We start from the raw sequence: 16,353 nt of genomic DNA, 5'->3' as shown, positions 1-16,353 counted from the left end.
CCCTCGATTGGCGGGCCCGGCGTCCTCACCAGGCCCTGCCGGCCGTTTCCATCACTCCGACAACAGCATCCGCTCGAGCTGCTCGAGGATCGCGTCGCGCTTGTCCTTCGGGAGACCGCGCAGGCGCAATTCGATGCGATCTTCACCATACGACTTCAGGTCGCCGACCGACTTGCCGCCGAGCTTGATCTCGAGACGCTGCGCATAGCGCTGACGGCCCGCGGCCTTCGGCGTTTCCTGCGCCGCGACGCGGCCCTTGACGATGTCCGACACCTGGCGCGTGCTGAGATCGTCGGACACGATCTTGTTGATCAGCCGCAGCGTCGCCTCGGTGCCGCGCGCGTTGTGATAGCGGCCGACCTGATACGCCATGTTCGAACCGAAGCGATCAGGGCGCGCGACCATCTCCTGCATGATCGCTTCCGGCAGCTTGCCGATCGACAGCGCGACGGCCACCGTCGATTCGTCGAGGCCGAGGTGCTCGGAGAGCTCCTTCTGGCTCTGGAAATGCTTGTCGTCGAGGAAGCGGCGCCATACGACGGCGTTGTCGAACACCGTTTGTGAATCGCGCTGGACGTTGAGATCGTAGCCGAGCTTGTAGCTCTGGATGCCGATCGGCACGTCGATCACGATCGCCTTGACCGATTCCTTGTTCGCTTCCTTCAGTGCCCGCACGCGGCGGCCGCCGTCGCTGACGAAATACGTGCCCGGGTTCTCGTAGTCCGGAATCACGTGGATCGCCTGCTGCTGCCCTTGCTTCGCGAGGTTGACGGCGAGTTCGGCAATCGACGACTTCAGATAGAAGTGCCGCGGATTGAACGGGCTATGCTTGATCGCCTTCAGCGGCAGCTCGATCACCTGCCCCGGCGCATAGCGATTCTCGAGACGCCACGCGCGATATTGCGCCGATTCATCGATCGACGGATCGAGCGTGAGTTCGGGAGCGGGCAACGGCGCGATGTCTTTCTTCGCGGATTTGGTCGGTGCCGGAGTGGGGGTCTCGGACTTGACGATGCCGTCGATCGCATTGAGTCGATCAAGCGCCGTGCGCTTCTCGCTCGTCGTGATATCCGGGCGCGCTTGGAATCCTTTGGCAAATTGGGAGGGTTTCATGTGACTCCTTTGTGCGCATAAAGTCAGGGCAGCATGGCGACGATTTCGTCGGCGCATGCGCGAATTTCTGCTGCGGCCAGCTTGCCGCCACGATCGTTCATCTGCAGTACGGTCTGACCGAGCGCCATCGCCTGCTTGTACGCTTCCCGGGTCGGGATCTGCGTTTTCAGCAACGGGAAGCCGAGTTCCTCGAGCGCACGCTTGAGCTCGCGGGTCAGCATGCGCTTCTCTTCGGTCTTGTTCAGCAGGAAGACGGCGCGGAGGTCTTCGTTCATGACCTGCGCTTGCTGGATCAGTTTGACCAGCCCGACGCTCGACCAGTAATCGGCCGGCGACGACGACGTCGGGATCACGGCAATCGATGCGGCCAACAGGACCACGCCCGATACCTTTTCGGTGATCGACGGCGGGCAGTCCACGACGATGATGTCGTAGTCGTTGATGAACTTCTTGATCTCGCGATGGATCTGGCCATCGGCTTCGGCCAGGTTGACGACCGGAAACGGAATGCCGGTGTCGCTGTCGCCGGATGCGCTCGACCAGTGAACCAGTGTGTTTTGACGGTCTGCGTCGATGACGAGGACGCGCTTCCCTTTTTCATGGAACGCGGCACCGAGGTGCATGGCAATCGTGCTTTTGCCGACGCCACCTTTTTGTTGAGTGACTGCAATGATTTCCGCGGCCAATTTTCACTCCTATTTTGGTCGTTGGAATTCTACAGGACGATATTTGGATTTCAATGAAATTGTCGTTAGACAACTACGCATTGGCCATTTGGGCTATCGGTCTATGCGCATAAACGAAGCGACGATGGCAGATGACTTGATCGGATGGTGTGGCGGATGCCTGCGAAGTCGGTGAGCGACTCGGTGGTGTCGCGTGTGGCGTCGTCGGTATGTGTAGCGGGTTGACGCGCGGGCAGCGTGCACTGCCCTATCGTTCGATGGGGCTTGCCTCGGCTGAGAGCCGGAGAGTTTGTGCGCATAAACTCTCCGCGGAAAGCGCGGCGCGCGATCGTGCCGGGAGGGCAGGTGATTCTGATCGTAGGTTGCGAGTGATCCAACCTGGTTGGGTATGCAGCATCGAGGTATCCCACTTGACCTGCGTACTTCGCCCCAACGCGCTATCCAGGCGCTACGTTTATGCGCATAAACCGCGCGCGATAAACGGCGAGTAACGAAGGTCACCTCCCGGCCGCGCCGGAATCCAGTGCCGGGCGGCCTACTTGCGAGGCAGCATTCCGACGCACCGATGCATGCATCCCAGCGAAACAGGCATCACACCGAGCAGGCATCACACCGAAGCAGGCATCACACCGAAGCAGGCATCACACCGAAGCGCCGAAGCGTCTGTATTCACCGCGCCGCGAATCGCGAGGTTCCCGCGCCCGGCAATCGCCCGCTTTATGCGCATAAACCAACCGGCCTGCGGCGCCATCGGCTACACCCTTTGCAGACCGAACCCCATCGTATTGTTCAGGCGCGCGGACCTCTGATCGCCACATCCCGCGATAGAGTCTCGCGCGCCTTTATGCGCATAAACCCACCAATTCATTGAAGCGCGTCCCGACCAGCACTCCCCTTTCGCGATCCATCGCACCGCATCATCCGTCGGCCTCTACGAAGCAGCGAATCCGCGCCCGATCTCCCGATTACTCGTCGCCTGCCCCACCAAGCCCCCAATACAGACTGGCTACAATACAGGGCTCTACCCTTCAGGCCTGAATGATGATCACGATCTACCACAACCCCCGATGCTCGAAATCGCGCGAGACGCTTGCGTTGGTCGAGTCGCTGAATACCACCGGTGCGCCGTTGAATGTCGTCGAGTACCTGAAGACGCCGCCGACGGTCGAGGAACTGGAAGCGCTGCATCGGCAGCTTGGCCGCCCGGTTCGCGACATGCTTCGCGACGGTGAAGAGCCGTACAAGGCGCTGAATCTGGCCCGCGCCGACCTGACCGATGCGGAAGCCTACGCGGCGATCGCCGCTCATCCGATTCTGCTGCAGCGCCCCATCGTCGTTTACCGCGGCAAGGCCGCCATCGGCCGGCCGCCCGAATCGGTGCAGGCGCTGTTCGAATAATTCTTGCCCGCCGTATTTTTCTGATTGCGTCAGCCCAGCGCAAGCATTAGCACGAGCATCGGCAATTGAAGCCAGCTCGATCACCGGACAGCATGCGCCCCCGGCTCTGAAGATCGCCGTCAAGCGATCCGGGCCTAGCCTTCCCCGGACGAAGCACCGTCGTCATCCGGGGCAGGCCCCCGCCCCGCCGCCGCTTTCGCGGCCGTCCGCAGCAGCGCGATCTGCCCGCGATAGGCTCTGCAGCCACTGCAGGTCGGCAGGTGTATGCGCACCTGCAGGCGCTCATGCAGGGTCAGATGCCGGTCTAGCGCATCCGACAGCAGTCGCGTCACGTCAGTACATTTCCCCGGCAGCATCTTCGGTCGTCAATCCTTGTTCGCTCAGGCAGGTTCGCAGGCGCGTGCGCGCCCGGTAAAGCAGCACGCTGCAATGATTCGTCGTCAGCGTCAATTCGCTGCAGATGTCCGTCATTTCGAAGTCGAGGAATTCGCGCATCATGAACACGCGCCCGATCTGCTCCGGCAGGTGATCGAGGCAGGCCTCGAACAGCGTCCAGAACTGCTGCTGCTGCAACAGCGTTTCGGGGCGTGGCCACGGTCGCGGCTTCGCATGCGCGGCCCAGTGCCCGTTTTCCTTGAACAACTCGCGATCGAGTACCGATTCGCCGTCGAGCTCGGCATCGAGCGCGGACAGGCTCACCGTCCGCTGCCGCGCGCGCAGCACGTCGATCAGCTTGTTGCGCAGGATGCCGAACACCCAGGTCTTGTGCGCCGACAGCCCGGCGAAATCGCCCGCATGCGACCACGCGGCGGTGAGTGCTTCCTGCACGGCGTCTTCGGCCGCATCGGCATCACGGAGCTGGAGCCGCGCGAAGCGCAGCAGGTCGCGCCGCAGTTGCGCGAGATAAACGGGATCGTCGTAGGCGGACGGCATGGATGGGTTGCAAGTGTCTCGAAGCGATCGCGCGTGCGCCACTGGGCACGCACATCGCAGTGCGAGCAGCTTACTGGGCGCGGTGCCGGCCTGCAATGCATGTTCCGTCACGAATTCACGAAACCGGCCGGCGCGCTGCGCTATGCTTGCCGAACCCTGTGTCGCGTGTCGGCAACGACTCGCGGTAGGCAATCTGTAATGTCAGAGCATAACGGCCGAGTTATCCACAATTTCTGTGGAAAACCTTGTGGAAAGTCGGCCGGACGGCCCCGTGGGGCGGTTCGCGGGCTGGCTTGCCTATAAACAGACCTTTGTCGCCCGTTCGGAAGCAATCGATCCGATTCCTCACTCACCGGAAGGAGAATGCCATGTCCTATCGCATCGCTGTGGTCGTCGGCAGCCTGCGTCGCGCTTCGTGGAACCGCGCGCTCGCACACGCCGTGATCTCGCTCGCCCCCGCCGATTTCTCGTTCGAGTTCGTCGAGATCGGCGAGCTGCCGCTGTATAGCCAGGACTACGACGCGGATTTCCCGGAAGTCGCGAAGCGCTTCAAGCAGTCGATCGAGGCCGCCGACGCGCTGCTGTTCTTCACGCCCGAGTACAACCGCTCGATCCCGGGCGTGCTGAAGAATGCGCTGGACTGGGGCTCGCGCCCTTGGGGTTCCAACTCGTGGTCGGGCAAGCCGGGTGCCGTGCTCGGCACGTCGCCGGGTGCGACGGGCACCGCGCTCGCACAGCAGCACCTGCGCAACGTGCTCGCGTATCTCGACGTGAAGACGCTCGGGCAGCCCGAGATGTTCATCAAGCACGATCCGGCGCGCATCGACGACCAGGGCCAGATCGTCAGCGAGGACACCCGCAAGTTCCTGCAGGGCTTCGTCGATCGCTACACGGGCTGGGTGCGCTTGCTGAAGTCGGCCTGAGCGCCCCACCCGATCACGCCGCCGGCACCGCCGCGAGCCCGCACGCAGCGGGTCACGTGCCGGCGTGCCGCGCGTGTCGTGCATCGCGCGCTTCACGGATGCCCAGCAGGATCTCGTCGAGCAGCGCGATGTCGAACGGCTTCGACAGCACGCGGACGTTGACGGTGCGCGTGCGGTCGAGCTCCTCCGCGTAACCCGTGACGAGTATCACGGGCAGTTTCTCCGGCCGTTGTTCGACCGCTTCGGCGAGGTCGATGCCGTTCAGGCGGCCCGGCATGTGGATATCCGAAATCACGAGATCGAACGCGTCGTTCGCGGCCGCGCCTTCGATCAGGCGCAACGCGTCGTCGGCGGTGGGCGCGTAGGTCACGCGGTGCCCGAGCAGCGACAGCAGCGCTTCGGTGCCGGCCGCGACCTCGCCGTTGTCCTCGACGAGCAGCACGTGCAGCCCGGCGAGCGCTGCCGCTCCCGTTTCGTGCACGACCGCCGGCGGCCGCGCGACGACATCCTCGACGCGTGCGCGCGGCAGATAGAGGCGCACCGACGTGCCGGCGCCGACCGCGCTGTCGATCGTCGCGAGGCCGCCCGAGCGTTCGCAGAACGCGAACACCTGCGGCAGGCCGAGCCCCGTCCCCATCCCCTGCGCCTTCGTCGTGAACAGCGGCTCGAACGCGCGCGCGAGCACGTCGGGCGCCATGCCCGAACCCGTGTCGTCGAGCGAGATCTGCACGAAATCGCCGGTGAGCGGAAAACCGTCCTCGCGACGCAGCGTCACGTTGCGCGCGCCGACGGTGAAGCGGCCGCCGGTCGTCATCGCGTCGCGCGCGTTGACCGCGAGATTGATCACCGCGAGCTCGAGCTCCGCGACGTCGACGCGGATCGGCCAGACACCCGGCTCGATCGCGACGACCAGCGACGATTTCGAACCGAGCGATGTCTTCAGCAGTTCGCGGCACGTGCCGACCCATTGCCCGACGTCGATCGTCTCGTTGTGCAGCGGCTGCTTGCGCGCGACACCGAGGAGCTGGCGCGTGAGCGACTGCCCGTTCTTCAGCGCGCGTTCGATCGCGCCGAGTTCCTTGTCGAGATGCTGGACCCCGCGCCGCCGCGCGATCTGCACGTTGCTCGAGATGATCATCAGCAGGTTGTTGAAGTCGTGCGCGACGCTGCCGACGAGATTGCCGAGCGCCTGCATCTTGCGCGACTGCCGGTATGCCGATTCGATCGAGCGCCGCATCGACGCTTCGGCCTGCCAGCGGTCCCACGCCTCCTCTTCCGCCTTCAGCCGCTTGAGCGACAGCCAGATCACGGACCACAGCGCAATCGACGGCGCGAACATCGAGATGAACAGCACGCTCAGGTGTTCGTACCATTCATGCCAGATCGCCGACGTGCGGTACGAGCACGTCACGTAGACGGGGTAGCTGCCGACCTGGCGATACGCGACGATCTCGCTGCTCGCGCCGTCGTGGCGCACGCGCACGACGCCGGCGCGCGGATCGTTGCGCGCGTCGCCGAACGTGACGGCGCGATCGGTGTGCGCGAGTGCCGGCGGCGGCGGATACGACGCGATCACCGCGCCGTCCGAGCGCGCGAGCGCCATCGTCATCGGCGTGCTCGCTCCGCCGAGCAGGTCGCGGTAGAACGCGTTGAAATACGACGACTTCAGCGCGATCGACACCATCCCGGCGAACGAACCGTCGCTATGGCGCCGCGCGACGCCCGTGTTGAACACGGGAATGTTCTCGAGCTTGAGCGGCCCCATCATCAGCCGCGAGATGTGTTCGATGACCTTGCCGTCGCGGATGCCGGCGAAGTCGTCGCGGTTCGCGATCGACGCATAGGGCGCCGGATAGTAGAGGCTGTTCGCGAGCAGCATCCCGCTCGCGCCGAAGATCGACACGGCGGCCACCTGCGGATAGCCGCCGCCGATCGTGTTCAGCGCTTCGTGGATGTCGGACTCCCGGTTGCGCACGGTCGCGTCGTCCATGTCCTGCACGAGATCGACGATGCGCGCATCGAGCGTCTCGCTCAGGTCGAACACCTTGAGCGCGTGCTCCTCGGCCACCCGCACCGTGCGCATCGTCACGTCGCTCGCGGCGGCCTCGCGCGTCTTCAGGTCGTTGTACGCCATCACCATGACGTAGATGCACGGCAGCACGATCGCCGCGACGAGCAGCACGATCAGCGTCATGCGACGCACCGCGAAATCGTGCTCGGGCGCACCGGACGCATAGTTGCCGTCGTCCTGCCAGTCGTCGGCGGGTGGGGAGGCGGGAGCGTGGGAATCGGCGGGCCGGTCGGACATCATCGAGGAAGCGGGTGAGGCGGAGGTGCCTGCCATCATAAACGAGTTGCGACGACCCGCCGCACGGCCCCGGACGCCAGCCATGCTGTCGATTTCGACAGGGGGAAATTGTCAGATTGAAAACGCGACGAATCCGGCAGCGCAAACGTACACAAGGAAAAATTTTGCGTACTTATCTCGAAAATGGTCGTGGCTGTTTTCGGAATGGCGCGTGTTCGGATCAATTCTGTTCGAAATGCTGAAAATGGCGAGTTGCATCGCCTCCGGTTTACTCAGAGAATCGCGCCTTGCTTTCCCTATGACAGATATATGCGCCCGCCGGTGTTCGCCGCGCGGTGCGTCGCGCGCACTCCGCGTCGCGGCGCCCGCGCGCGGCCGCCAGACGGTTGCCCGCACACCCGAACGCATGGCGCCTAAAGAAGTGCGCCGCGCGGTCGTTAACGCGAGAGAGACCATTCCGTATACCGCATCGCCCCATGCCTTTGCCGATTGTAATTGCCGACGATTCGCTGCTCGCTCGCAAACTTCTGACAAAGGCGCTGCCGGGAGGCTGGGACGTCGAAGTCGCGTATGCCGCGAATGGTCGAGAGGCCTTGGCGCTCTATCGTGACGGCAAAGCTTCCGTAATGTTTCTGGACCTGACGATGCCCGACATGAGCGGATATCAGGTCCTGGAGACACTGCGCCACGAAGATCTGAACACGTTCGTGATCGTGGTATCCGCCGATATTCAGCCGCAGGCGCAAGCACGCGTGCGCGAATTGGGCGCGATCGCATTCGTAGCCAAGCCCGTGACGTCGGAGGCATTGCTGCCCATTCTCAAGGAGTATGGGTTGTATGCCTGACTCGGTGTTCACGGCGGAGCAACGCGACGCGTTGCAGGAGATCGCCAACCTCGCAATGGGCCGCGCCGCCGCGCGGCTCGCGTTGTTGCTCGGGCACTTCATCGAGCTGTCGGTGCCGCGCGTGCGGGTCGTGAAAGCGACCGACGCGGGCGACGCGCTGCGCGAGATGACGGGTATTCACGACAACGTGACCGCCGTGCGCCAGGGTTTTCGTTCCGACATCAAGGGCGAGGCGATCGTGTTGTGCCGCACCGCGAGCATCGCGCGGCTCATGTCGGTCGTCGACCGCACGTTCGGCGATGGCGTGTACGGCGGGATGGCGACACCCGACGAAGTCGTGTTCGACGTCGCGAACGTGCTGATGGGTGCGTGCGTCGCGTCGATCCTCGACGAGCTCGGCCGCAAGCCCGTGTTCTTTCCGCCGGGGCTGCTCGGCGCGAACGTGTCGTTCGACGACGTATTCCAGCCGACCGAGCTGGCATGGAGCGTGGCATTGCTGCTGGAAGTGAACTTCGGGCTCGAGGACCACGCGTTCCGGGCCCACTTCGTGATGCTGATGGCCGAGGATTCGATCCGGCTGATGGGCGACGCGCTCGACGCGTTGCTGTCCGCGCTATGACGGCCGCCACCTCGTCGCTGAGCGACCTCGTGATCGAGCGGGTGGGCTTCGGCCTGTTCGTGCTCGACCGCGCGATGAACGTGCTGATGTGGAATCGCTTCATGCAGGACCACAGCGGCATCCCGGCCGCGGACGTGATCGGCCGCAACCTGTTCGACTGCTTTCCCGACCTGCCGCGCGCGTGGCTGTCGCGCAAGCTCGAGAGCGTGTTCCAGCTCGGCAGCTTCGCGTTCAGCTCGTGGGAGCAGCGGCCCTACCTGTTCCGCTTCGAGCACGACCGGCCGATCACGGGTGGCGTCGACTACATGCAGCAGGACTGTACGTTCATGCCGCTCACGCGCGGCCGCGACGTCGAAGCCGTGTGCGTGACGATCTCGGACGTCACACATGTGAGCGTGATGCAGCGCGAGCGCGAGGAAGCGGTCGCGAAGCTGCGCGAGCACGCGAATCGCGACGGCCTGACCGGCATCGCGAACCGGCGCTTCTTCGAGGCGCGGCTCAGCGACGAATTCGCGCGCTGGCAGCGCTATGGCGGCGACATGTCGGTGCTGCTGTTCGACCTCGACCACTTCAAGACGATCAACGACCGCTTCGGGCATGCGGCCGGCGATGCCGTGCTGCGCGAGACGGCGCGGCGCGTCGCGTCGATCGTGCGCGCGCAGGATACGTTCGGCCGCTTCGGCGGCGAGGAATTCGCGCTGCTGCTGCCGTGCACGAATCTCGACGAGGCGATGCTCGTGGCCGACAAGGTGCGCGATGCGATCGGCAGCGTGCCGGTCGATGCCGAGGGGGTCAGCGTGCCGGTGACGGCGAGCGTCGGCGGCGCGTGTGCGAAGGCGGGCGCGCCGACCAGCGACGTGCTCGTCAACGAGGCCGACGCCGCGCTCTATCGCGCGAAGCGGCTCGGGCGCGACCGGTCGGTCGCGTATGCATAGATAGCGTATCCGCCCCGCCGTGCGCGGAGCGGATGCGCCGGGCGCGTGCCGCGCTCAGCTTTTCGCGATGTCGGCCAGGACGCCGGCGAGCACGGCCGGCTGCGACATGAACGGCGAATGGCTGCTGTCGAGCTGGTGCACGTGGGTCGGGTTGCCGGGCGCGAACGTGTCGGCTTCGTCGATGAAGCGCTGCTGCAGCGCGGGCAGGATCACGCGATCCTGCAGGCATTTGATGTAGTGACGGTCGATCGCGCCCCAGCGTGCGGCCGTCGTCGGGATCGCGGTCGCGAACGGCGCGGCCGGCACGTCGCAGCTCATCAGGTTCGCGACGGCCTCGAAGTCGGCCTGCGGCACGTCGTCGTACAGCGCGCGCTTCGCGAGCTCGCGATAGGCGGCGTCGCCGCTGCGCGGATCGATGCGCAGCGCACCGGCGACGCGCGGGCTCGCCAGCATCAGCGGGCCGAGCATTTCACCCTTGTTTTCAGGTGCGCGCACGTAGTCGAGGCCCGGCACGCCCGACGCGGGCATGAAGGCCGCGAGATAGACGATCTTCGCGATCTTGTCCGGCGCGCGTTCGGCGGCCGCCGTGATCGCGAGGCCGCCCATGCTGTGCCCGACGAGCACGACCTTGCCGCGGCCGAGCGCGTACGCGTCGTCGACCGCCTGCATCACCTGCGTGGCGTAATCGTCGAGCGTCGTGTTCGCGACCGGCGACGGCTCGGCGCCGAACGCATCCTTGTCGAGCGGGCGTGCGAAGTAGGAAGCGGGAAAACGGGCGTTGATGCCGTGCGCGGGCAGGTCACGCGCGATCGACAGGTGGCCGCGCGCGGCCAGCGCGGCCGCGACGTGCGCGTAGCACCACGCGCCGTGCCAGGCGCCGTGCACGAGCACGAAAACGGGATGATCGGACTGCGGGGTGGCGCTTGCGTTCGTCTCCATGGTGTCCGGGTCTTCAGATCTTGAGAAAGGTGTCATCTTAGACGAACCCGCGTGCGCCCTGACGGGCCGGATTCGATCCGTCCTCTTGTCTCGTACAGGCCACATTTCGTTCGTATCTGATTTGAATTTATCGCGAAGCACGCTAATTTGTTGCTTTACTTGCGATTGCGCCCCATGAACGTCGACTATCTTTTCTACCGGAGGCCGGACAAGCCTGGCCCCTATTCGCTCGACGACCTCGGCGACATCGCGCCGCCGATCGGCCCGGGCGACCTCGTGCGCGCGGGCATCGCGCGCGTGTTCGCGCAGATCGACTGGCAGGAATCGCCCGATGTGCCGGGCGCGTGGTTCGGCACGGGCGGTGCGACATTCCAGTTCACCGCGGAGCCCGACGGCCGCGTGACGAGCTTCATGGGCTCGCGCCTCGAACGCCGCTCGATGCTGCAACTCACCCGCGAAATGGGGCTCATTGCGCTCGACCTGCAACGCGACATCGTTTACGGCTGACGCGCCGCCGGCGCCGGCGCCCGCGGGGCCCGCCCGGGCCGGCCGCGCTTGCCGGCCAACGGCTTCCGGCATGCCGCCGCACGTGGCGCGTGTCCGCCATCGAACTTCAAAGATTGCTATACTTTCGCCCAATTCCGGCTTCCGGCCGGTAATTTGTGCCTGTCTGTGTCGATCGTTCGCATATCTCGCACGCATTTGACACCCTGACCATCCCAGCCGGGCATGGCTTCTTCAATCGCCCCGCGTGGGTGTCTCCGTGGAGCTCGTCTTGGCCGTTTCCCATTCCGTCGTGGACGAACAAGAAACCGACGCCGCTGCCGTCACATCGGGCAGTTCTTTCTATCTTGCGATGCGCATCCTGCCGGCCGTGCAGCGCGATGCGATGTTCCAGGTCTACGCGTTTTGCCGCGCTGTCGACGACATCGCCGACAGCGACCTGCCGCGCGCCGAGCGCCACGCGGGCCTCGATCGCTGGCGCGCGGACATCGACGCGTGCTTCGCCGGCCGCCCGCCGCGCCACCTGGCTGCGCTCGACCGCGAGATCCGCGCATTCAACCTGCAGCGCGACGACTTCCACGCGATGATCGACGGGATGGCGATGGATGCGGTCGAAGACATCTGCGCGCCCGACGAACCGACGCTCGACCTCTTCTGCGATCGCGTGGCGAGTGCGGCCGGCCGGCTGTCGGTGAGGATTTTCGGGATGCCGGAAGCCGAAGGGATCAAGCTGTCGCATCATCTCGGCCGCGCGCTGCAACTGACGAACATCCTGCGCGACATCGACGACGATGCGGCGATCAACCGTTGCTACCTGCCGCGCGAGCTGCTTGCGCGCGAAGGCATCGCGATCACCGACCCGGCGACGATCGTGCGCGATCCGGCGCTGCCGCGCGTGTGCGCGACGCTCGTCGAGCGCGCGCTCGAGCACTTCCGCCAGGCTGACGCAGTGATGGACGCCTGCGCGCGTGCGCAGGTGAAGGCGCCGCGCATCATGTCGGGCGCGTATCGCTGCATTCTCGAAGCCGCGATCGCACGCGGCTTTGCCTTCCCGCGCGCGCCGCTGCGCAAGCCGAAAGCGCGCATGCTGATGATCGCCGCGCGCTACGCGCTGTTCTGAGCCGACCGAGTCGATGCCCAGGACCGTCCACGTGATCGGCGCCGGCGTTGCCGGCCTGTCGGCCGCGGTCGAGCTGCAACGCCGCGGTCGGCGCATCGTGCTGCACGACGCGCACGCGCATGCAGGCGGCCGCTGCCGCTCGTGGTTCGACGGGACGCTGAACACGACGCTCGACAGCGGGCTGCACACGGTGTTCGCGGGACAGCCCGCGACGCAGCGCTACCTGCGCGCGATCGGCGCGGCCGACCAGCTCACGGGGCCCGCGCTGCCTGAATTCCCGGTCGTCGACGTCGCGTCGCAGCAGCGCTGGACGCTGCGCTTCGGCAGCGGGCGCTGGCCGTCGTGGCTGTTCGATGCCGCGTCGCGCGCGCCGGACACGACGCCGCTCGACTACCTCGCGCTCGCCCCGCTCGCGTTCGCGCGGATGGGCCGCTCACTCGCACAGACGATGCGATGCGACGGCATGTTGTGGGAACGTTGGCTGCGGCCGTATTTCCTCGGTGTGCTGAACGTCGAGCCGCGCCACGCGAGTGCCGAACTCGCACGCGCGGCGCTGTGCAGCACGTTTTCCGCGGGCGGCCCCGCTTGCCGTCCACTCGTCGCGCGCCACGGCCTCGGCAGCGCATTCGTCGAACCGGCGCTGCGGATGCTGCAGCACGGCGGCGCGCAGATCCGGCTGAACTCGCGGCTCGACGCGTTCGAATTCGGCGCGCACGGCAACGCGGTCGATGCGGTTTCGGTCGGCGGCGAGCGGATCGATCTCGCGCCGGGCGACGCCGTCGTGCTGGCCGTGCCGCCCGAGGTCGCGCAGCCGCTCGTGCCCGAACTCACCGCGCCCGACACGTTCAGCGCGGTCGTGACCGCGTATTTCGCGGCTGAAGCGCCGGCCGGCAATCCGCTGCAGACGTCCGTGATCAACGGTGTGGTCGATACGGTGCGCACCGGCGGCGGCCAGTTCGCGGCGACGATCCGCGACGCGGGCCGCTGGCTCGACACGCCGCGCGACACGCTCGCGCGGCGCATCTGGGAAGATGTCGCGCGCGTGACCGGCGCGAACCCGGAAACCATCCCCGCGTGGCAGCTCGTCGTCGAGCCACGCGCGGGCTTTGCGGCGGTGCCGTCGCAGGAAATGAAGCGTCCGGCCGTGCGTACGCGCTGGACCAATCTTGTGCTGGCGGGCGACTGGATTGCCACCGGCTTGCCCGCCACGATCGAGGGTGCGATCCGCTCCGGCCAGCTGGCCGCGGACGTGCTCCAGACACAGTAAGTAAAAGAGGGACCGATGAACGATCTCACCGAAATGGCTACCCTGTCCGCCGGCGCCGTGCCGGCCGGCGTCGATACGGCCGTCGCGCGTGCGACCGACGCGCTGCTGGCCGCGCAGAACGCGGATGGCCACTGGGTCTACGAACTCGAAGCCGATTCGACGATTCCCGCCGAATACGTGCTGCTCGTCCACTATCTCGGCGAGACGCCGAACCTCGAGCTCGAACAGAAGATCGGCAAGTATCTGCGCCGCATCCAGCAGGCCGACGGCGGCTGGCCGCTGTTCACCGACGGCGCGCCGAACATCAGCGCGAGCGTGAAGGCGTATTTCGCGCTGAAGGTGATCGGCGACGACGAGAACGCCGAGCACATGCAACGTGCGCGCCGTGCCATCCACGCGATGGGCGGCGCCGAGATGTCGAACGTGTTCACGCGCATCCAGCTCGCGCTGTACGGCGCGATTCCGTGGCGCGCGGTGCCGATGATGCCGGTCGAGATCATGCTGCTGCCGCAGTGGTTCCCGTTCCATCTGTCGAAGGTGTCGTACTGGGCGCGCACGGTGATCGTGCCGCTGCTCGTGCTGAACGCGAAGCGCCCGCTCGCGAAGAACCCGCGCGGCGTGCGCATCGACGAACTGTTCATCGATCCGCCCGTCAACGCCGGGCTGCTGCCGCGCCAGGGCCACCAGAGCCCCGGCTGGTTCGCGTTCTTCCGCGTCGTTGACCATGCGTTGCGCGCGGTCGACGGGTTGTTCCCGAACTACACGCGCGAACGCGCGATCCGCCAGGCCGTGTCGTTCGTCGACGAGCGCCTGAACGGCGAGGACGGCCTCGGCGCGATCTATCCGGCGATGGCCAACTCGGTGATGATGTACGACGCGCTTGGCTACGCGGAAGATCACCCGAACCGCGCGATTGCGCGCAAGTCGATCGAGAAGCTGCTCGTCGTGCACGACGATGAAGCGTATTGCCAGCCGTGCCTGTCGCCGGTGTGGGACACGTCGCTCGCCGCGCATGCGCTGCTCGAAACGCGCGACGCGCGTGCCGAGGATGCCGCGATCCGCGGCCTCGAATGGCTGCGCCCGCTGCAGATCCTCGACGTGCGCGGCGACTGGATCTCGCGCCGCCCGCACGTGCGGCCCGGCGGCTGGGCGTTCCAGTACGCGAACGCGCACTACCCGGACGTCGACGATACGGCGGTGGTCGCGGTGGCGATGGAGCGCGCGCAGCAACTCAAGCAGAACGACGCGTATCGCGATTCGATCGCGCGTGCGCGCGAGTGGGTCGTCGGGATGCAGAGCAGCGACGGCGGCTGGGGCGCGTTCGAACCGGAAAACACGCAGTACTACCTGAACAACATCCCGTTCTCGGATCACGGCGCGCTGCTCGATCCGCCGACGGCCGACGTGTCGGGCCGCTGCCTGTCGATGCTGTCGCAGCTCGGCGAGACGCCGCTGAACAGCGAGCCGGCGCGTCGCGCACTCGACTACATGCTCAAGGAACAGGAACCGGACGGCAGCTGGTATGGCCGCTGGGGGATGAACTACGTGTACGGCACGTGGACGGCACTGTGCTCGCTGAACGCGGCCGGCCTGACGCCGGACGATCCGCGCATGAAGCGCGGCGCGCAGTGGCTGCTGTCGATCCAGAACAAGGACGGCGGCTGGGGCGAGGACGGCGACAGCTACAAGCTGAACTATCGCGGTTTCGAGCAGGCGCCGAGCACCGCGTCGCAAACCGCGTGGGCGCTGCTTGGCCTGATGGCGGCCGGCGAGGTGAACAACCCGGCGGTGGCGCGTGGCATCGACTACCTGATCGCCGAGCAGAACGAAGAAGGCTTGTGGGACGAGACGCGCTTCACGGCGACGGGCTTCCCGCGCGTGTTCTACCTGCGCTACCACGGCTATCGCAAGTTCTTCCCGCTGTGGGCGCTTGCCCGCTATCGCAACCTGAAGCGCGACAACACCACGCGCGTGACGGTCGGGCTGTAACGCGTGGCGCCGCAATCCACCGGCTCGTTGCCCGTCATCGCCGTGACGGGGATGGCGTTCGAGGCGCGCATCGCACGCGGCGACGGCGTCGAAGCCGTCTTTGCCGCACGGGCCGACCGGCTCGAACGCGCGCTGACCGAGGCGACCGCACGCGGTTGCGCAGGCATCGTGAGCTTCGGCACGGCGGGTGGGCTCGCGCCCGACCTGGCGCCCGGCGCGCTCGTGGTCGCGAGCGCGATCGACGGGCCGTTCGGCCGCGTCGAGACCGACGCGGGCTGGAGCGCGCGGCTCGTCGCCGCGCTGCACGACACGCCCGTCTGGGCGCGCGTCACGCGCGGCACGATCGCGGCCGTCGGCGCACCGGTCATCAGCGAGCAGGACAAGACGTCGCTGCATCGCGCGAAGGACGCGCTCGCCGTCGACATGGAGTCGCATATCGCGGCGGCTTTCGCGGCGGCGCGCGGCGTACCGTTCGCGGTGTGCCGCGCGATCGTCGATCCGGCGTGGCGCACGTTGCCGCGCGCGGCGACGGCCGGCCTGCGCGATGACGGCAGCACGGCGATCCTGCCGATCCTGCGTGAACTGCTGAAGCAGCCGTCGCAGCTCGGCCCGCTGCTGCAGGTCGCGAGCGATGCGCGCGCGGCGCGCACGACGCTGATCCAGGCACGACACGCGTTCGAGCGTGCCGGTGCGATGCGGATCGCCTGAGCGACACGCGTCGCCTGTCTCGCCCTTCTCTCCCGTTTTCCGTTTCTCGCGGACAAAAAAAGAGCG

16 protein-coding genes are annotated in these 16,353 nt (G+C 66.4%); 10 read left to right on the top strand and 6 right to left on the bottom strand.

All coding sequences use genetic code 11. From position 1 onward, the window contains the following. Nucleotides 1–51 precede the first annotated feature (51 nt). Nucleotides 52–1,113 carry a ParB/RepB/Spo0J family partition protein gene (locus tag QZM35_RS25880; protein WP_089428721.1) on the bottom strand — a complete coding sequence of 354 codons (1,062 nt, stop codon included), beginning with the start codon at nt 1,111–1,113 and terminating at the stop codon, nt 52–54. Between the two features lie 23 nt (nt 1,114–1,136). After that, nucleotides 1,137–1,799, bottom strand: coding sequence for a ParA family partition ATPase (gene parA, locus QZM35_RS25875; protein WP_011353621.1), 663 nt, complete (start codon nt 1,797–1,799; stop codon nt 1,137–1,139). Between the two features lie 1,038 nt (nt 1,800–2,837). Between parA and arsC the strand changes: the two genes are divergently transcribed. Then, nucleotides 2,838–3,197 carry an arsenate reductase (glutaredoxin) gene (gene arsC / locus QZM35_RS25870; protein ID WP_089428722.1) on the top strand — a complete coding sequence of 120 codons (360 nt, stop codon included), beginning with the start codon at nt 2,838–2,840 and terminating at the stop codon, nt 3,195–3,197. Nucleotides 3,198–3,331: 134 nt separating this feature from the next. Here arsC and QZM35_RS25865 read toward each other — a convergent pair whose 3' ends face one another. Together QZM35_RS25865 and QZM35_RS25860 are read right to left on the bottom strand one after the other, a co-directional pair. Further along, entirely contained in the window at nt 3,332–3,553 is a 222-nt protein-coding gene (locus QZM35_RS25865) for a zf-HC2 domain-containing protein (protein WP_089428723.1), read from the bottom strand. After that, nucleotides 3,531–4,130, bottom strand: coding sequence for an RNA polymerase factor sigma-70 (locus QZM35_RS25860; protein ID WP_011353624.1), 600 nt, complete (start codon nt 4,128–4,130; stop codon nt 3,531–3,533). The genes QZM35_RS25865 and QZM35_RS25860 overlap by 23 nt, the downstream gene beginning before the upstream one ends. A 368-nt stretch (nt 4,131–4,498) precedes the next feature. Between QZM35_RS25860 and QZM35_RS25855 the strand changes: the two genes are divergently transcribed. After that, the gene (locus QZM35_RS25855; RefSeq protein ID WP_011353625.1) at nt 4,499–5,053 is read left to right on the top strand and encodes an NADPH-dependent FMN reductase; all 555 of its coding nucleotides are present in this window, start codon (nt 4,499–4,501) and stop codon (nt 5,051–5,053) included. Nucleotides 5,054–5,105: 52 nt separating this feature from the next. On the opposite strand, the gene QZM35_RS25850 is transcribed toward QZM35_RS25855, so the two are convergent. Further along, nucleotides 5,106–7,364 (bottom strand): hybrid sensor histidine kinase/response regulator, encoded by a 2,259-nt coding sequence (locus QZM35_RS25850; protein ID WP_301777058.1) that lies wholly within the window; start codon nt 7,362–7,364, stop codon nt 5,106–5,108. A 473-nt stretch (nt 7,365–7,837) separates the two neighbouring features. Between QZM35_RS25850 and QZM35_RS25845 the strand changes: the two genes are divergently transcribed. The 3 genes from QZM35_RS25845 to QZM35_RS25835 are packed head-to-tail and all read left to right on the top strand — an operon-like array spanning nt 7,838 to nt 9,760. Beyond that, the gene (locus QZM35_RS25845; protein WP_039344648.1) at nt 7,838–8,206 is read left to right on the top strand and encodes a response regulator; all 369 of its coding nucleotides are present in this window, start codon (nt 7,838–7,840) and stop codon (nt 8,204–8,206) included. After that, a complete protein-coding gene (locus QZM35_RS25840) occupies nt 8,199–8,825 on the top strand; it encodes a chemotaxis protein CheC (protein ID WP_039344650.1) in 627 nt (208 codons plus the stop codon). The genes QZM35_RS25845 and QZM35_RS25840 overlap by 8 nt, the downstream gene beginning before the upstream one ends. After that, complete coding sequence (locus QZM35_RS25835) at nt 8,822–9,760, top strand: GGDEF domain-containing protein (RefSeq protein WP_089428725.1); 939 nt, start codon at nt 8,822–8,824, stop codon at nt 9,758–9,760. The genes QZM35_RS25840 and QZM35_RS25835 overlap by 4 nt, the downstream gene beginning before the upstream one ends. A 54-nt stretch (nt 9,761–9,814) precedes the next feature. Here the strand turns inward: QZM35_RS25835 and QZM35_RS25830 are convergent, their stop codons facing one another. Beyond that, nucleotides 9,815–10,699: an alpha/beta fold hydrolase gene (locus tag QZM35_RS25830; RefSeq protein WP_089428726.1), complete on the bottom strand. Its 885-nt coding sequence runs from the start codon at nt 10,697–10,699 to the stop codon at nt 9,815–9,817. Between the two features lie 174 nt (nt 10,700–10,873). On the opposite strand from QZM35_RS25830, the gene QZM35_RS25825 reads away from it, so the two are divergent. The 5 genes from QZM35_RS25825 to QZM35_RS25805 all read left to right on the top strand — a co-directional run bounded on the left by QZM35_RS25825 (nt 10,874) and on the right by QZM35_RS25805 (nt 16,287). After that, nucleotides 10,874–11,206: a hypothetical protein gene (locus QZM35_RS25825; protein ID WP_046548815.1), complete on the top strand. Its 333-nt coding sequence runs from the start codon at nt 10,874–10,876 to the stop codon at nt 11,204–11,206. A 268-nt stretch (nt 11,207–11,474) separates the two neighbouring features. Beyond that, the gene (gene hpnD / locus QZM35_RS25820; protein WP_301777057.1) at nt 11,475–12,323 is read left to right on the top strand and encodes a presqualene diphosphate synthase HpnD; all 849 of its coding nucleotides are present in this window, start codon (nt 11,475–11,477) and stop codon (nt 12,321–12,323) included. Nucleotides 12,324–12,336: 13 nt separating this feature from the next. After that, nucleotides 12,337–13,590 (top strand): hydroxysqualene dehydroxylase HpnE, encoded by a 1,254-nt coding sequence (gene hpnE / locus QZM35_RS25815; protein WP_174976042.1) that lies wholly within the window; start codon nt 12,337–12,339, stop codon nt 13,588–13,590. Between the two features lie 15 nt (nt 13,591–13,605). Continuing rightward, nucleotides 13,606–15,579, top strand: a complete 1,974-nt coding sequence (shc, locus tag QZM35_RS25810; protein ID WP_089433545.1) for a squalene--hopene cyclase — start codon at nt 13,606–13,608, stop codon at nt 15,577–15,579. A gap of 51 nt (nt 15,580–15,630) precedes the next feature. Beyond that, entirely contained in the window at nt 15,631–16,287 is a 657-nt protein-coding gene (locus tag QZM35_RS25805) for a phosphorylase (protein WP_241022391.1), read from the top strand. Nucleotides 16,288–16,353 lie beyond the last annotated feature (66 nt).

This window comes from Burkholderia sp. AU45274 (assembly GCF_030482505.1).
GTDB lineage: Bacteria > Pseudomonadota > Gammaproteobacteria > Burkholderiales > Burkholderiaceae > Burkholderia.
Note: the sequence above shows the minus strand (reverse complement) of the source record. Positions and strands in the feature narration are given on the sequence as shown.

Excerpts from the sequence above, each read along its gene's own strand:
- hpnE (WP_174976042.1), top strand. The coding sequence starts at position 12,337 with ATGCCCAGGACCGTCCACGTGATCGGCGCCGGCGTTGCCGGCCTGTCG.
- QZM35_RS25855 (WP_011353625.1), top strand. The coding sequence starts at position 4,499 with ATGTCCTATCGCATCGCTGTGGTCGTCGGCAGCCTGCGTCGCGCTTCG.
- QZM35_RS25835 (WP_089428725.1), top strand. The coding sequence starts at position 8,822 with ATGACGGCCGCCACCTCGTCGCTGAGCGACCTCGTGATCGAGCGGGTG.
- QZM35_RS25865 (WP_089428723.1), bottom strand. The coding sequence starts at position 3,553 with ATGCTGCCGGGGAAATGTACTGACGTGACGCGACTGCTGTCGGATGCG.
- QZM35_RS25830 (WP_089428726.1), bottom strand. The coding sequence starts at position 10,699 with ATGGAGACGAACGCAAGCGCCACCCCGCAGTCCGATCATCCCGTTTTC.
- arsC (WP_089428722.1), top strand. The coding sequence starts at position 2,838 with ATGATGATCACGATCTACCACAACCCCCGATGCTCGAAATCGCGCGAG.
- QZM35_RS25840 (WP_039344650.1), top strand. The coding sequence starts at position 8,199 with ATGCCTGACTCGGTGTTCACGGCGGAGCAACGCGACGCGTTGCAGGAG.
- QZM35_RS25805 (WP_241022391.1), top strand. The coding sequence starts at position 15,631 with ATGGCGTTCGAGGCGCGCATCGCACGCGGCGACGGCGTCGAAGCCGTC.
- QZM35_RS25845 (WP_039344648.1), top strand. The coding sequence starts at position 7,838 with ATGCCTTTGCCGATTGTAATTGCCGACGATTCGCTGCTCGCTCGCAAA.
- shc (WP_089433545.1), top strand. The coding sequence starts at position 13,606 with ATGAACGATCTCACCGAAATGGCTACCCTGTCCGCCGGCGCCGTGCCG.
- QZM35_RS25880 (WP_089428721.1), bottom strand. The coding sequence starts at position 1,113 with ATGAAACCCTCCCAATTTGCCAAAGGATTCCAAGCGCGCCCGGATATC.
- QZM35_RS25825 (WP_046548815.1), top strand. The coding sequence starts at position 10,874 with ATGAACGTCGACTATCTTTTCTACCGGAGGCCGGACAAGCCTGGCCCC.
- QZM35_RS25860 (WP_011353624.1), bottom strand. The coding sequence starts at position 4,130 with ATGCCGTCCGCCTACGACGATCCCGTTTATCTCGCGCAACTGCGGCGC.
- QZM35_RS25850 (WP_301777058.1), bottom strand. The coding sequence starts at position 7,364 with ATGATGTCCGACCGGCCCGCCGATTCCCACGCTCCCGCCTCCCCACCC.